This is a genomic window from Cupriavidus necator, assembly GCF_016127575.1.
Taxonomy (GTDB): Bacteria; Pseudomonadota; Gammaproteobacteria; order Burkholderiales; family Burkholderiaceae; genus Cupriavidus; species Cupriavidus necator_D.
Window position 1 is genome coordinate 31,311 of record NZ_CP066019.1, and the last position, 14,877, is coordinate 46,187.

Annotated in this window: 16 protein-coding genes; 7 read left to right on the forward strand and 9 right to left on the reverse strand. The window is 68.2% G+C overall.

Annotated elements, in window-relative coordinates:
• Window positions 1-68: 68 nt before the first annotated feature.
• The 3 genes from I6H87_RS19170 to I6H87_RS19180 are packed head-to-tail and all read right to left on the reverse strand — an operon-like array spanning window position 69 to window position 2,991.
• On the reverse strand, window positions 69-1,514 hold the full coding sequence (locus tag I6H87_RS19170) for a LutB/LldF family L-lactate oxidation iron-sulfur protein (RefSeq protein WP_010814062.1): 1,446 nt from the start codon (window positions 1,512-1,514) through the stop codon (window positions 69-71).
• Window positions 1,511-2,212, reverse strand: a complete 702-nt coding sequence (locus I6H87_RS19175; protein ID WP_010814061.1) for a LutC/YkgG family protein — start codon at window positions 2,210-2,212, stop codon at window positions 1,511-1,513. The genes I6H87_RS19170 and I6H87_RS19175 overlap by 4 nt, the downstream gene beginning before the upstream one ends.
• Complete coding sequence (locus I6H87_RS19180) at window positions 2,209-2,991, reverse strand: (Fe-S)-binding protein (RefSeq protein ID WP_011616347.1); 783 nt, start codon at window positions 2,989-2,991, stop codon at window positions 2,209-2,211. Before I6H87_RS19180 ends, I6H87_RS19175 begins: the two co-directional genes overlap by 4 nt.
• A 126-nt stretch (window positions 2,992-3,117) precedes the next feature.
• On the opposite strand from I6H87_RS19180, the gene I6H87_RS19185 reads away from it, so the two are divergent.
• Window positions 3,118-3,843: a FadR/GntR family transcriptional regulator gene (locus tag I6H87_RS19185; RefSeq protein WP_013951801.1), complete on the forward strand. Its 726-nt coding sequence runs from the start codon at window positions 3,118-3,120 to the stop codon at window positions 3,841-3,843.
• A gap of 45 nt (window positions 3,844-3,888) precedes the next feature.
• Here the strand turns inward: I6H87_RS19185 and I6H87_RS19190 are convergent, their stop codons facing one another.
• On the reverse strand, window positions 3,889-4,926 hold the full coding sequence (locus tag I6H87_RS19190) for an AI-2E family transporter (protein WP_010814058.1): 1,038 nt from the start codon (window positions 4,924-4,926) through the stop codon (window positions 3,889-3,891).
• 204 nt (window positions 4,927-5,130) lie between these two features.
• Here I6H87_RS19190 and I6H87_RS19195 point away from each other — a divergent pair, with 204 nt between their 5' ends.
• Complete coding sequence (locus tag I6H87_RS19195; protein WP_010814057.1) at window positions 5,131-6,513, forward strand: ethanolamine ammonia-lyase subunit EutB; 1,383 nt, start codon at window positions 5,131-5,133, stop codon at window positions 6,511-6,513.
• A 10-nt stretch (window positions 6,514-6,523) separates the two neighbouring features.
• Window positions 6,524-7,309, forward strand: coding sequence for an ethanolamine ammonia-lyase subunit EutC (gene eutC, locus I6H87_RS19200; RefSeq protein ID WP_010814056.1), 786 nt, complete (start codon window positions 6,524-6,526; stop codon window positions 7,307-7,309).
• Window positions 7,310-7,408: 99 nt separating this feature from the next.
• Here eutC and I6H87_RS19205 read toward each other — a convergent pair whose 3' ends face one another.
• Together I6H87_RS19205 and I6H87_RS19210 are read right to left on the reverse strand one after the other, a co-directional pair.
• Window positions 7,409-7,882 (reverse strand): aminoacyl-tRNA deacylase, encoded by a 474-nt coding sequence (locus I6H87_RS19205; RefSeq protein WP_010814055.1) that lies wholly within the window; start codon window positions 7,880-7,882, stop codon window positions 7,409-7,411.
• A gap of 82 nt (window positions 7,883-7,964) precedes the next feature.
• The gene (locus tag I6H87_RS19210) at window positions 7,965-8,894 is read right to left on the reverse strand and encodes a LysR family transcriptional regulator (protein ID WP_010814054.1); all 930 of its coding nucleotides are present in this window, start codon (window positions 8,892-8,894) and stop codon (window positions 7,965-7,967) included.
• 279 nt (window positions 8,895-9,173) lie between these two features.
• On the opposite strand from I6H87_RS19210, the gene I6H87_RS19215 reads away from it, so the two are divergent.
• Window positions 9,174-9,512 (forward strand): hypothetical protein, encoded by a 339-nt coding sequence (locus tag I6H87_RS19215; protein WP_051398545.1) that lies wholly within the window; start codon window positions 9,174-9,176, stop codon window positions 9,510-9,512.
• Window positions 9,513-9,535: 23 nt separating this feature from the next.
• On the opposite strand, the gene I6H87_RS19220 is transcribed toward I6H87_RS19215, so the two are convergent.
• Window positions 9,536-10,285: an SDR family oxidoreductase gene (locus tag I6H87_RS19220; RefSeq protein ID WP_011616349.1), complete on the reverse strand. Its 750-nt coding sequence runs from the start codon at window positions 10,283-10,285 to the stop codon at window positions 9,536-9,538.
• A gap of 256 nt (window positions 10,286-10,541) precedes the next feature.
• Between I6H87_RS19220 and I6H87_RS19225 the strand changes: the two genes are divergently transcribed.
• On the forward strand, window positions 10,542-11,312 hold the full coding sequence (locus I6H87_RS19225) for a ferredoxin--NADP reductase (RefSeq protein ID WP_010814051.1): 771 nt from the start codon (window positions 10,542-10,544) through the stop codon (window positions 11,310-11,312).
• A gap of 72 nt (window positions 11,313-11,384) precedes the next feature.
• On the opposite strand, the gene fumC is transcribed toward I6H87_RS19225, so the two are convergent.
• A complete protein-coding gene (gene fumC, locus I6H87_RS19230; RefSeq protein WP_010814050.1) occupies window positions 11,385-12,791 on the reverse strand; it encodes a class II fumarate hydratase in 1,407 nt (468 codons plus the stop codon).
• 134 nt (window positions 12,792-12,925) lie between these two features.
• Here fumC and I6H87_RS19235 point away from each other — a divergent pair, with 134 nt between their 5' ends.
• The gene (locus tag I6H87_RS19235) at window positions 12,926-13,816 is read left to right on the forward strand and encodes a LysR family transcriptional regulator (protein WP_010814049.1); all 891 of its coding nucleotides are present in this window, start codon (window positions 12,926-12,928) and stop codon (window positions 13,814-13,816) included.
• Here the strand turns inward: I6H87_RS19235 and I6H87_RS19240 are convergent.
• Window positions 13,813-14,163, reverse strand: a complete 351-nt coding sequence (locus I6H87_RS19240) for a four-helix bundle copper-binding protein (protein ID WP_010814048.1) — start codon at window positions 14,161-14,163, stop codon at window positions 13,813-13,815. The genes I6H87_RS19235 and I6H87_RS19240 overlap by 4 nt on opposite strands.
• Window positions 14,164-14,487: 324 nt before the next feature.
• On the opposite strand from I6H87_RS19240, the gene I6H87_RS19245 reads away from it, so the two are divergent.
• Window positions 14,488-14,862: a hypothetical protein gene (locus I6H87_RS19245; RefSeq protein WP_010814047.1), complete on the forward strand. Its 375-nt coding sequence runs from the start codon at window positions 14,488-14,490 to the stop codon at window positions 14,860-14,862.
• Window positions 14,863-14,877 lie beyond the last annotated feature (15 nt).

Sequence of the window (14,877 nt, forward strand, 5' to 3'; positions counted from 1 at the left end):
TTCGGGAAATCTTTGTTTTGTTGATGAACACAGCCGCGAGCGGAACCGCTCGCGCCCGTGATGACGGATTACTCCGGCTGCCCCTTCTCCTTCAGCAAGTCCGCCAGGCTCTTCGCCGCCGGCTTCAGCGGCGTGCGGTGCTGCGTCCATCCCATCTGCTTCGACGGCGTCAGCGCGCGCAGCCGCGTGGCGGCCCAGCGGAACAGCCGGTACGTCGCCGGGTGCGAATACGCGCCGCTCCAGAAACGCCACACCAGGTGCTCGCCGCGGCTGTACTTGGCGCCTTGGCCGCGCAGCGGGTTGACGACCTGCTCTGCGGGATCACGGTTGGCCTCGGTGCGCAGGCGCACCAGCAATTGCGGAATCGGAATGCGCACCGGGCAAACTTCGCCGCAGGCGCCGCACAGGCTCGAGGCGGTGGCCAGGTCGGCGGTGGCGTCCAGCCCCAGCAGGTGCGGCGAGATGATCTTGCCGATGGGGCCGGGATAGGTCGTGCCGTAGGCGTGGCCGCCGATGCGCGTGTAGACCGGGCAGTGGTTCATGCATGCGCCGCAGCGGATGCATTGCAGCGTGGCGCGCAGCTGCGTGTCGGCATAGGCCTGGGTGCGGCCGTTGTCGAGCAGCACCAGGTGGACCTCGCGCGGGCCGTCGCGCTCGCCGGCGCGGCGCGGCCCGGAGATCAGGTTGAAGTAGGTGGTGATGGCCTGCCCGGTGGCCGAGCGCGTCAGCAGCGTGGACAGCGGCACGATATGCTCCAGCCGGGCCACGACCTTCTCCATGCCCATGATGGCGATATGCACGTCGGGCACGGTGGTGGAAAGCCGGCCGTTGCCTTCGTTCTCCACCAGCCACAGCGTGCCGGTGTCCGCGGCTGCGAAGTTCACGCCGGACAAGCCGATATCCGCTTCGACAAAGGCCTGGCGCAGCGCACGGCGGCCGGTCTGGATCAGCGCGTCGACATCCTCGGTATAGGGCGTGTCGGGGATATGCGCCTGGAACAGCTGCGCGATATCGCCCTTGGTCTTGTGGATCGCCGGCATCACGATATGCGAGGGCTTTTCGCCGGCCAGCTGGACGATGTACTCGCCCATGTCCGACTCGATGCAGTCCACGCCGCGCTCGGCCAGGTAATGGTTCAGCTCGATCTCCTCGCTGGCCATCGACTTGCCCTTGATCACGCGCTGCGCCTGCTTCGATGCCGCGATGCGGTGGATGATCGCGTTGGCTTCGTCGGCGTTCTCGGCCCAGTGCACCTGCACGCCGGCGGCGGTGAGCTTTGCCTCCAGCTGCACCAGCAGGTCCGGCAGGTTGGCCAGCGCGTGCTGGCGCACCGCCTCGCCCAGGTCGCGCAAGCGTTCCAGCTCATCCGCGTCGGGGAACTGCGCCAGGCGCTTGCCCTGCAGGAAGTCCATCGCGCCGCGGAAACTCTGGCGCAGCTTGGGATCGTCCAGCGCTTCGCGGGCGCGTGCCTTGAAGTCCTGCGGCGGAACAAAATTCAGTGCGTGCTGGCTCATTGCCCGGCCTCCGCAGTGTCGGTCTCGATCACGACCCACAGCCGGCGCGGACCATGCGCGCCGTAGGCCAGCGTCTGCTGGATGTCGGAGGTCTTGGAGGGGCCGGAGATCAGCACCAGGTTGGCCGGCATGCCGTCGGACCAGCGCTCGGTGCGCACGGCCATATGCAGGTCGGCGTGCAGCGTCGAGGCGCGCACCAGCGCGACATGCAGCGGCGGCACCAGCGACACCGTGCGTGGCGAGCCCGCATCGGGCGCGACCACCAGCGTGCCGGTGGCGGCAATGCCGGAGCGCGCCACGGTGAAGCCGGCATCGATGGTGTCGAACAGCTCCGCCTTCCACGCTTCGATCGGGCGGTCGTAGCCGATGGCTTCGATGTGGGCCGGCAAGGCGGCCGCCAGTGCGGCACCGGCCTGGCTGGCGGGATCAAGCAGCAGGCGCTTCACCCCGGCATTGGCCAGCTCAGTGGCCAGCAATGCCGGCCAGGCCGCTTCGCTGGCGCACCAGACTTCGGCATGCAGCCCTTGCAGTGCCGCCTGCATCGCGCCGGCCAGTTCGCCAACGGCTGGCGTGCCATGGCGGCGTGCCTCGAAATGGCCGTCGATGCGGCGGTCGAGTTCCGCGGTGCCTGGGGACGGTGCAGGCGCGGCGGCGCGCAGCCGGCCGAGCATGCGTTCGCGGGCGCCGGGCGTGCTCATGCGGCACCTCCGCTACGGCGCCACAGGAAGGTGGCCAGGTGCTCCACCTGCAGCGGGGCGCGGTCATGCGTCGCGGTATGGCCGATATTGAGCAGGCAGCCGCAGTCGGCCGAGACCAGCCGGTCGCAGCCGGTGGCGCAGGCCGAGGCCACCTTGTCGCGCACCATGGCGCCGGAGATATCGGGATGCTTGAGCGAGAAGGTGCCGCCGAAGCCGCAGCATTCTGATTCGCGTTCATGCTCCACGCGGGTCACGCCCGGCAGCGCGTCGACCAGGGCCACGCCGTGCTGGCGCGTACCCATTTCTCGACGGGCGCCGCACGAGGTATGCAGCACGATGCGCTCCTGCGCCTGGCCCGCCGCTGCGGCATCGCCAAAGTCCACCTTCAGCACATGCAGCAGGAATTCGCCCAGTTCATAGATGCGTCCGGCCAGTTCCAGTGCCTTGGGGCCGGCCACCGGATCGTCGGCAAAGAGCTGCGGCCAGTGGTGGCGCATCATGCCCGCGCATGAGCCCGATGGCACGATCACCGGCCAGGGCTGGCTGAACAGGTCGAGTTGGGCGCGCGCCACCGCACGGGCCGCGTCGGGGTTGCCGCTGCTGTAGGCGGGCTGGCCGCAGCAACTCTGGCCGCGCGGGAAGTGCACGGTGAGCCCTTCGCGTTCAAGCAACCGCACGGCGTCGAGGCCGGCCTGCGGCACGAACATGTCGACCAGGCAGGTGGCAAACAGGTAGGCCTGCGTGGGGGCAGGGCCGGTGGGGTACTGACGATCCTTCATGTCTCGCTCCGGACGTGCTGGGGTCGCACGTTTCGGCGCATAATTCCCGCTTCCGCGCGGCGGTACAAATTGGTTGGACCAATCTGCCCGACGACGCGCGCAAGCTCAGGAGCGAGGACACACGGCATGACGGCAGCGGCAGCAAGGCACGGGCGCACCCGCGGACGCGTGGAGTCGGTCATGCGCCGGATCGAGACCGCGCTGCTCGACGGCACCTGGCCGCCCGGCACGCGGCTGCCGGCCGAGCGGGTGCTGGCCGGGCAATACGAGGTGGCGCGCAACACCGTGCGCGAGGCGATCCAGCGCCTGGCCGCGCGCGGCCTGCTGCAGAGCCGGCGCGGTGCCGGGGTCTACGCCACCGACCAGCTGCGCGCCGGCATTGCCTCGCCCTGGGGCCAGCTGGTGGCCGACCACCCCGCGCTGCGCGACGACATCCTGGAGTTCCGCCGCGTGCTGGAGGGCGCGACCGCGTATTTTGCGGCGCTGCGCGCGGATGCCGCTGACGTGAAGCGGATCCGCGCCCTGATGGCCGAGCTGGAACGCGCGCGCGCCGCCGACGACAAGCAGGCAGAGGCCGATGCCGATGCGCAGCTGCACGACGCCATTGCCCAGGCCTCGCACAACACCATGTTCCTGCACCTGCATACCAGCGTGATCGGCATGCTGCGCGAGCACATCACCATCAATGGCACCGGCCTGCGCGAACAGGACGACGGCGCGTCAGACCTGTTGCTGCTGCAGCATCGCACGCTGTGCGATGCGATTTGCGCGCGCCGCCCGGAAGAGGCGCGCACCGCCATGCAGACCCATATCGACTTCGTGCGCAGCCGGGTGGAGCAGGACGGCGCCTGAGCAGGCATTGGTCCTACCACCGCCGCGGCGAGCCGGCTGCGGCACTCAGATCAGTCCGGCGCCGGCCAGCTCCCGCTTCAGGTAGGCATAGAAGATAGGTCCGGCGATCACGCCCGGGATGCCGAACAGCGTTTCCATCAGCAGCATCACCATCAGCAGTTCCCACGCCGCGGCCTGGATGCGCGCACCGATGATGCGCGCGTTCAGGAAGTACTCCAGCTTGTGGATCACCACCAGGAACACCAGCGACGCCACCGCGATCGGCAGCGACACCGACAGCGAGGCCACCACGATGGCCGTATTGGAAATCAGGTTGCCCAGCACCGGCAGCAGCCCGGCAACGAAGGTGATCACCACCAGCGTCTTGGTCAGCGGCAGGTGCACACCAAAGAGCGGCAGCATCAGCAGCAGGTAGATCGCCGTCAGCACGGTGTTGATGGTGGAGATCTGGATCTGCGCGAAGATGAACTGCGAGAACGCCTGCTGCAGCGTGCGTGCGCGCGCCACCAGCGCCGCGGCCAGCGGCCGGCGATTGGGCCGAACCACCGCGCGGTACAGCGCCACCATCGCGCCGATCACCAGCCCGATCAGGATATGCACCAGCGTGCGCAGCACCTCGGCGCCCAGCTTCTGCGCCATCGCGGCATGCTCGCGCAGCGTCTCGATCAGCGTGTTGGCCAGCTCGTCCACGCCCTTGGGCAGCGCATCGCTAAGCCACGGCGGCATCTGCCCGCGCGAGCGGTCGATGATGTCGGCCACATGGTTGAGCAGCCCGTCCAGGGTATTGCCTTCGCCACTGACAAAGCGCACCAGCAGCCAGCCCGCCAGCGTCAGCCCCAGCAGGATCAGCGCCGACAGGATGGCCACGGCCAGGGCGTCGTGGCGCTGGTGCAGGCGCTGCAGGCGCGGCGCCAGCACGTCCACCAGCGAGTACAGCAGCAGGCCGGACAGCAATGCCGCCACCAGGTTGGCGTGGAGCACGGTCCACAGCGCCAGGGCGGTCAGCAGGTAGGCGACGGTGCCGACGCTGTACCACGCGGCCGGCAGCAGGCGCGGGGTGGCGGTCGGGTCTGGGTCTTTCATCGGGGTCTCCGGCATGCAATTTGCTCAAAATTTATTCTGGATTCTCGCCGATCCAGATGTTGTTCCTGAGTCAGGCCGTGTGCGCTGAGGCGATGTTGGCATCACGGCACACGCAAAGGCTGTCTATATTAGGGGGAATCGCGCCCGGCAAGGCGCCCGGCGCACCGCTGTCATCGTTTTCTCCAGAGTCCAGGAACGGAACGCATGGCCTACACCCACACCATCGGTACCCACCGCCACGTCTTTGCCGACCTGCGCACGCTACTGGCCCGGGCCAGCCCGGCGCGTTCCGGCGACGCGCTGGCGGGCGTTGCCGCGGCCAGCGAGCAGGAGCGGATGGCCGCGCGGCTGGCGCTGGCCGAGGTGCCGCTCAAGCAGTTCCTGACCGAGGCGCTGGTGCCGTACGAGGACGACGAGGTCACGCGCCTGATCCTGGACCGGCACGATGGCGCGGCCTTTGCCGCCATCGGCGCCACTACCGTGGGCGACCTGCGCAACTGGCTGCTGCTGCATGAAACCGACAGCGCCATGCTGGCGCGGGTGGCGCCGGGCATCACCCCGGAGATGGCCGCCGCGGTCAGCAAGCTGATGCGCAACCAGGACCTGGTGGCGGTGGCGCGCAAGTGCCAGGTGGTGACGCGCTTTCGCAGCACGGTGGGGCTGCCGGGCCGGCTCTCGGTGCGGCTGCAGCCCAACCACCCGACCGACGATCCCAAGGGCATTGCCGCGTCGATCATCGACGGGCTGCTCTATGGCTGCGGCGATGCCACCATCGGCGTCAACCCGGCTTCGGACAACCTGGGCGCCATTGTCTCGCTGCTGCGCATGATCGACGAGCTGCGCAGCCGCTTCGACATCCCCACGCAATCCTGCGTGCTGACCCACGTCACCAATACCCTGCGCGCGATCGGGCAGGGCGCGCCGGTGGATCTGGTGTTCCAGTCGGTGGCCGGCAGCGAGCGCGCCAATGCGGCCTTCGGCATCAGCCTGGCGCTGCTGGCCGAGGCGCACGACGCCGCGCAGGCGCTGGCGCGCGGCACCGTTGGCGACAACCTGATGTACTTCGAGACCGGGCAGGGCAGCGCGCTGTCGGCCAATGCGCACCACGGCGTCGACCAGCAGACCATGGAGGCGCGCGCCTACGCGGTGGCGCGCGCGTTCGCGCCGCTGCTGGTCAATACGGTGGTGGGCTTTATCGGTCCCGAATACCTGTACGACGGCAAGCAGATCATCCGCGCCGGTCTGGAAGACCACTTCTGCGGCAAGCTGATGGGGGTGCCGATGGGCTGCGACGTCTGCTACACCAACCATGCCGAGGCCGACCAGGACGACATGGACACGCTGCTGACGCTGTTCGGCGTGGCCGGAATCAATTTCATCATGGGCGTGCCCGGCGCCGACGACATCATGCTCAACTACCAGAGCACTTCGTTCCACGATGCGCTGTACCTGCGCGAGGTGCTGGGGCTGCGCCCCGCGCCGGAGTTCGAGGCCTGGCTGCAGCGCATGGGCATTGCCGATGCCAGCGGCAGGCTGCTCGAGCCCGCCGCGCGCCAGCCGCTGCTGCAGATGGCCCACAGCCTGTAAGGTACAGCCGATGACGGCCAGACGCCCGCCTCCCGCCGATCCTGCCAACACCGATGCCGATCCCTGGCAACGCCTGCGCCAGTTCACGCGCGCGCGTGTAGCGCTGGGCCGTACCGGCCACAGCCAGACCACCGATGCGGTGCTGGCCTTCGGGCTGGCCCATGCGCAGGCGCGCGATGCGGTGCACCTGCCGCTGGACGTGGGCGCGGTCACCGCGGCGCTGGATGCGGCGGGGGTGCCGAACCTTGCCGTGCACAGCGCCGCGCCGGACCGCGCGCACTACCTGCGGCGCCCAGACCTGGGCCGGCGCCTGGACGATGCCAGCCGCGCGCGGCTGGCCGCGGCACGCCCTGGCGAGGCGCCCGATGTGGTGTTCGTGGTTGCCGACGGTCTGTCCGCGCTGGCCACGCAGACGCACGCGCTGCCGTTGCTCGATGCCACCCGCCCGCGCCTGCCGCTGACATGGCGCATCGGCCCGGTGGTGGTGGCCGAGCAGTCGCGCGTGGCGTTGGGCGACGAGATCGGCGAGCTGCTGGGCGCGCGCCAGGTGGTGATGCTGATCGGCGAACGGCCGGGCCTGAGTTCGCCCGACAGCCTTGGCATCTACCTGACCCATGCGCCGCGCACGGGCCGCACCGATGCCGAGCGCAACTGCATCTCCAACGTGCGCCCCGAAGGCCTGCCGTATGCGCAGGCCGCCGACCGGCTGGCCTTCCTGCTGCGCGGCGCGGCGGCTTTGGGCCGCTCGGGCGTGGACCTGAAGGACGACAGCGTGCCGGCGTTGCCTGAAGGCTGAAGCGTCTCCCTCGCTCACCCGCCCGCCAGCAGCAAAACGGCCGCCACGCGGGTTAGCAACCCGCGTGGCGGCCGTCCAGTGGCCAATAAAAGGCGCCGCTTACATCATGCGGCGCGAAAACTGCCCATGCCCAGCGTCCGACATCAACTTCGAGAACTGCTCGCCGCTCATGTGCACCAGTTCCTGGTGGTCGCCGCCTTCGAAATACACGTCGGGCTGCGCCATCAGGCTGTCGTCCACATAGGTCTGCATGCCGTAGGCCATCGCCACCGGCGGGATCGCGCCGAGGTCGCAATCCTTGAAGATCTCGCGGATCTCGTCCTCATGCGCCAGCACCAGGTTGCGCCCGGTCTGTTCGCAGATGGCGGCCATGTGCAGATGGTGGCTTGAAGGAATCACGGCAGCCACATAGCCGCGGTCATCCTCCAGCAACAGCGTCTTGGCCAGCCGGTCCCCGGGAACATGCGCTGCCTCGGCAGTGGCCATGCTGCTGAGGGTATAAGGGTGGCGGATGATGTCGTACTGGGTGTTCTTGCTGCTCAGGCAGCTTGCAAGCGTGCTAGCCAGGGCCATGGTAGCTCCTCAGGTGCGGATGCGCCGACGGTTATCCTTGTGCTCCTACTATAGTCCGTGGCGACCGCTGCCGGAGGCACCGCTAGCGGTGCAGCCGCGGCCACACTGCCTGCAGTTCGGTCTTCAGGAAGTTCAGCAGGTAGCGCGTCGCCAGCGTCTGGTAGCGGTTGGGCATGGTCAGCATGTAGAGCTTGCTGCCGAACACGCTGATGCGGTAGTCGCACAGCAGCGGCACCAGGGCGCCGCTGTCCAGTTCCGCGCCGATCGCATAGATCGGGAAGATGCCGATGCCCAGGCCCGCCAGCACCGCCTCTTTCAGGAAGGCAAAGTTCTCGGAGGTGAGCGTTGGCTCCAGCACCACCTGCTCACGGATCTCACCGCCGTCGCCGCCGCCACTGTGCCGGATGCCCGTTGCCTTGAGCTTCTGCCCCTCGGGCGACGCGCACACGAACGCATGCCCCTGCAGCTCGGACAGCGCTTGCGGCGCCAGGTGGCCGGCCAGGTAGGCTGGCGACGCGCACACGATCCAGTCGACTTCGCCGATCTCGGTGGCGACCACTGAATCCGGCGGGGTGGAGATGATGCGCAGGGCCACTTCGACGTCCTCGGACACCAGGTTGTGCACACGGTTGTCGAAGACCACGTCGAGCGTGATGTCGGGATAGCGCTGCTTGAACAGCACCAGCAGCGGCGACAGCAGTGAATGGCCCAGGCCAGTAGGCACCGAGAGCCGCACATGGCCCTTCAGGCTCTTGCCCATATTGCTGATCAGCGCATTGGCGGCGGCTACCTCGCCCAGGATGTTGCGGCCGTGCTCGTACAAGCCGGCACCGACCGGAGTCGGCTCGACATGGCGCGTGGTCCGGCGCAGCAGCTGCACGCCCAGCTCTTCTTCGAGCGCCTTGAGCCGGTAGCTGACATTGGCGCGCGTCATCTTGAGCTTGCGCGCGGCCGCGCTCAGGTTGCCCGCATCGACGATGTCGACGAACAGGCGCAGGGCGTTCAGGTCCATGGGGTGATCAATGAAAGAGGGGGGCGATTACGGCCCCCGTATATTGCCATGCTCTTGGCGGCGTCCCGCGGCATAGCACCGCGGGGTGCGCATCAATGCTCGTGATGCAGGTATGGTTTGCGCGCGATTGTCCATGTGGCTGGACACTGAATCTGGCTGCGGCCCGTCTGGCGCCCAAACGCAACAGGGTATTGCGTGCGCTGCGGCTTGCACTGTGCGCGGGGATGGGCAATGATGCGAGCCGGACCTTCAACTGGCCTACTGCGCCCCCCGTTTGCCATGCACCGCTCGTTGCGTCGATGGCTGTGCCTGCCTTTGCTCTTTGCCGGCGCCAGCGCCCCTGCCCAGGACCTGGTCGAATGCAAGCGGATCGAGCACGACCAGCTGATCACCGCCTCGCAGGAAACGCTGCTGTTCCTGCGCTGCCGTGCGCGCCAGGTCGCGTATGAAGCGCCGCGCCTGAAGGGTGTTTCGCAGCGCGTAAAGGACGACCTGGTGTTCGCCTGCCTGGACCAGGCCGACGCCGTAGAGCACCAGCTGCGCGTGCGCCACGGCTACTCGCGCGACACGCTGGCGCGCCAGCGCTGCGAACTATCCTTGCCGGCGCCCGGGGGCTGACTTCTGCCCCGGCGGGCAACGGCTCAGGCAAAGCCCCCGTTCACCCGCACCACCTGCGCATTGATCCACGCCCCATCCGGCCCGGCCAGGAACGACACTGCCGCGGCAATGTCCTCGGGCGTGCCCAGCCGCTCCAGCGGCGCCACTTTGGACAGCTGCGCCACCTGCTCTTCCGATTTGCCATCGAGGAACAGCTCGGTCGCGACCGGCCCCGGCGCCACCGCGTTGGCGGTGATGCCGCGCCCGCGCAGCTCGTTGGCCAGGACCCGCACCAGCCCTTCCACGCCTGCCTTGGCCGCGATATAGGGACCGTAACCGGGCAAGGAACGCGCGATCACGCTGGTCGACAGCGCGATGATGCGTCCGCCCTGGCCCAGCCGTGCGGCGGCCTCGCCCAGCACCAGGAAAGCGCCGCGCAGGTTGGTGGCGATGGTCTGGTCGAAGGCGTCTAGGCTGGCGGGCGCGACCGACGCCATCTGCATGATGCCGGCGCTGTTGACGACCACGTCGAGCCGGCCGAAGGCCTGCTGCGCGGTGTCGAACAGGCGTGCCACGTCTGGCGCCTGCGCCACATCGCCCTGGATGGCGATGGCATTGCTGCCGGCCTCGCGCGCCGCCGCCACCGTCTCTTCGGCCCGGGCGGCGCTGCCGGCGTAGCCAATGGCCACGTCGAAGCCGTCGGCGGCCAGCCGCAGTGCGATGGCGCGGCCGATGCCGCGGGAGGCGCCGGTGACGAGCGCGGCGCGGCGGGAGATAGCTGGGGTGGAGGTCATGGCAGTTTCCTTGGGAGCAAAGGGAAGATGACCTCATGTTGGATGTTGGCTGTCTTTGGATAAATGTGTGGAAATCAAATTGATTAGACGGAATTTATCAACAATATCGGGCGTGCCGCATAGGCCGCACCGCATGCACATCCCGGAAATCCCGCGCTGGCGTTGCAGGCTCCGCCTGCGCCGCCCCCAAGCATGCGTTAAGATTCTTCCAGCCGTCTTTGGCGCTGCATCCTGCCGCTGTATCCCGCGTTTCGCCATGAGCAACCTGAACCAGCAATCCATCCTCTCCGTCCATCACTGGACCGACACCCTTTTCAGCTTTACCTGCACGCGCGACCCTGGTTTTCGCTTTGAAAATGGCCAGTTCGCCATGGTCGGGCTGGAGGTGAACGGTCGCCCGCTGCTGCGCGCCTACAGCATTGCCAGTGCCAACTATGAGGAAACGCTGGAATTCTTCAGCATCAAGGTGCCCGACGGCCCGCTGACCTCGCGCCTGCAGCACCTGCGCGAGGGCGACCAGATCTTCGTCGGCAAGAAGCCGACCGGCACGCTGCTGGTGGACAACCTGCTGCCCGGCAAGACGCTGTGGCTGCTGGCCACCGGCACCGGCCTGGCGCCGTTCCTGTCGATCATCCGCGATCCGGAGGTCTACGAGCGCTACGACAAGGTCGTGCTGACCCACACCTGCCGCTTCGTTGAAGAACTGGCCTACCGCGAGCTGATCCAGGAACACCTGCCGCAGCACGAGCACCTGGGTGATCTGGTGCGCGAAAAGCTGGTGTACTTCCCGACCGTGACGCGCGAAGAGTTCGACAACCGCGGCCGCATCACCGACCTGATTGCCTCGGGCGAGCTGTTCGAGCGCCTGGGCGTGGAGCCGTTCTCGCTGGAGAACGACCGCATCATGCTGTGCGGCAGCCCTGACATGCTCAAGGACGTCCGCGCCATCCTGGAAGAGCGCGGCTTTGCCGAAGGCAATATGAGCCATCCCGGCCATTTCGTGCTGGAAAAGGCCTTCGTCGGCTAAGGCCGGCCTGCCCCGGCGCGGATCGGTTCCGTGCCGGGGCGCACCCCTGCTGTACCCCCGCTATACCTCCCGCTACACCTCCCGCGTCATCCCCTTCAGGTCGATCCACTCGGCAAACTGCGCCTCAGTGACATGCCCGGACGCGATCGCCGCCTCGCGCAGCGACAGGTTGCGCTTGACCGCCAGCTTGGCGATCTCCGCGGCCTTGTCGTAGCCGATATGCGGATTGAGCGCGGTCACCGGCATCAGCGAACGCTCCAGCAGTTCGGCGATGCGTTCGCGGTCGGCCTCGACGCCTTCGACCATATGCTCGGCAAAGCTCGACGCGGCCCCTGCCAGCAGGCTCACCGACTGCAGCAGGCTGTAGATGATCACTGGCTTGTAGGCGTTCAGCTCAAGCGTGCCCAGCCCGTTGGCCAGCGTCACCGTGGTGTGGTTGCCGATCACGCGGCAGCACACCATCGCCAGTGCCTCGGCCTGGGTCGGGTTGACCTTGCCCGGCATGATCGATGAGCCTGGCTCGTTGGCCGGCAGCACCAGCTCGGCAAAGCCGGCGCGCGGGCCTGAGCCCAGCAGCATGAAGTCGCGCGCGATCTTCAGGAACGACGAGGCCGTGGTGCTGAGCGCGCCGGACAGGTCGGCCAGCGCATCGTGCGAGGCCTGCAGCGCATAGCGGTTGGGCGCGGGCTCGAACGGCAGGCCGGTGTAGTCGGCCAGCGCGCGCGCGAAGGCCGCGGCGAAGCCGTGCGGGGCGTTCAGGCCGGTGCCCACCGCGGTGCCGCCCTGTGCCACCGGCATCGCGCGCAGCATGGCCTGCTGCAGGCGCGACTGCGCATCGGCCACCTGCGTCATGTAGCCCGAGAACTCCTGCCCCAGCGTCAGCGGCACCGCATCCTGCAGGTGGGTGCGGCCGACCTTGACGATATCGGCAAAGGCTTCCACCTTGCGCGCGAAGGTCTGCTGCAGCTGCTCCAGCGCCGGCAGCAGTTGCTGCTGAATCGCGCGCGTGGCGGCGATATGCATCGCGGTGGGGAAGCTGTCGTTGGAGGACTGGCTGGCGTTGACGTGGTCGTTGGGATGCACCGGCGTCTTGCTGCCGACCTTGCCGCCCAGCAACTGAATCGCGCGGTTCGCGATGACCTCGTTCAGGTTCATGTTGGTCTGCGTGCCGGATCCGGTCTGCCAGACCGACAGCGGGAACTCGTCGGGCCAGCGGCCTTCGATGACTTCGGTCGCGGCCTGTTCGATCGCGTGTGCCAGTTCGGGCTTGAGCACGCCAAGCTCGCCATTGGCGCGCGCCGCGCACAGCTTCAGGACGGCAAAGGCCTCGATCAGCGCCGGCGGCATTTTCTCGTTGCCGATGCGGAAGTTCTGGCGCGAGCGCTCGGTCTGCGCGCCCCACAGGTGGTCGGCGGGCACGGGCACGTCGCCCAGGCTGTCTTTCTCGATGCGGGTGGCGGCGGTGGACGGGTCAGACATGGGCAGACTCCTATGCAAGGCAGCGGACGGTTGGACCGGGTGGCTTGGTGCAGTCCATTAGAATACCGCTTCACCGCGGCCGGCGCCCAGGCGCCCGCCGCCTTGCCTTGCCCTTAGCGACATCCCTCGGCCGCATGCTCATCGCCCAGCTCAAGTCCTTCTTCATGGTGGCCCGCATCGGCAGCGTCACGCAGGCCGCCAAGCGCCTGGGCCTGTCGCAGCCCACCATCACCGCGCAGATCCGCGCGCTGGAAGAAGCCTACGGGGTCGAGCTGTTCCACCGCGGCGGGCGCCGCCTGGCGCTGTCAGACGCGGGGCTGGCATTGCTGCCGCGCGTCGAGGCGCTGGTGCAGCAGGAAACCGAGATCGACTTCTTCCTGCGCCATTCGGGCGACCTGCGCACCGGCAGCCTGCGCGTGGGCGCGACCGCGCCCTACTATGTGCTGGAGCTGATCCGCGGCTTCAGCGAGCGCTTTCCCGCCATCGATGTCAGCGTGGTGACGGGCAATTCGCAGGAGGTGCTGGAAGCGCTGCAGGAATACCGCGTCGATATCGCCACCTCGTCGCAGCGGGTGGACGATGCGCGCCTGTCGCGCGTGCTGCTGGGCGTGGACCCGCTGATGCTGGTGGTGCATCGCACCCATGCGCTGGCCGGGCACACCGAAGTGGCCGTCAGTGCGCTGGCGGGCTGCCGCCTGCTGATGCGCGAGCTCGGGTCGACCACGCGCATCGCAACCGAAGACATGCTGGCGCAGGCGCGCGTGAGCCCCGCCGCGCAGATGGAGATCGGCAGCCGGGAGTCGATCCGCGAGGCGGTGATCCGCAACCTGGGCGTATCGGTGATCGCCCGGCACGAGGTGCCGAGCCATCCGGACCTGCGCGTGCTGGGCTTCACCGATGCCTCGCCCTGCCTGCACGAGTATCTCTACTGCCTGCGCGAGCGGCGCGGCGCCAGGCTGATCGATGCCTTCGTCGCACTGGCCGAGCCGCCGCAGGGGCGGCAGGAATCGGGCGCGGACCGCTAAGCCGTCATCTTCAGGCACTGCTCCATGCAGGCTGCGCAGGCGCGGGCGCATTCCTGGCAGTGCTCGTTGTCATGGTGCTCGCATTCCTCCTTGCACCACTTGCAGACTTCGGCGCAGTCTTCGCACACCAGCGTCGCGAACTCGCTGTTGCGCAGCATATAGGACGCGGCCAGCTGGGCGATGCCGGCGCAATCCATGTCCAGCGCGATGCAGCGCGCCATCTTGCGCACGTCCTGTTCTTCCAGGCAGGCCGCGGCGCACTTGAGTGCGGCAGCGGATGCGGCATTGCAGGCGGCAATGCAGTCGGCGTAGCGGGCGGCGTTTTCCTGCACGGTGGGTCGGATCATGGAACGTCCTCCTTCGGGGGTAGGTGGATGGGGACCAGCATGCCCACGGTGGCGGAAGCGGCGCATCCGCACGCGCACGGGGCATCGTTATCCACAATAGCAGGCGCTGCCGGTTCCTGTCGGCCCGGTATTTGCTGCGCGCCGCTGGTTACAATGCCAACTGAGCGCAGCAGATCGGCGACGGCGCGCACGCAGCGCCGCCGTCACCTGCGACCATGGCCGGGCACCACCGGCCCGCATTGCGCATCTAACAGGCACGGGTCCGGCCGCACTGGCGGGGCCGATGCAAACACACACCGGCAGCACGGGGAAGGAAGGCACATCATGGGCGAGGCAAAACGGCGGGGAACCCCCGAGGAGCGTGCGGCACAGGCACGCGCAAAGATCGAGGCCTTGCGCCCCGCCCAGTTGGTCTGCGGGCACTGCAAGACCGCGTTCGCGCAATTCGACGCGCTCGACGTGCCGGGCCTGCCCGGCATCGATGCCGTGTTCGGCGGCGAATGCCCCGGCTGCGGCAACGACGTGGTGGTGTTCAAGGGCGCGCCCGATGCGGTGGCCCAGGCCATGATCGCGTGGGAGAAGATGCTGGGCGCCGATGCGCAGCTGGGCTACCAGTCCAGCGATGGCCGCCACGTGCCGTTCGAGCCCGAGGGGGCCGGCGGCGCGGCGTCGGACAAGCCCGGCGGCACTATCCACTGAGCCCCCGGCCGGGGC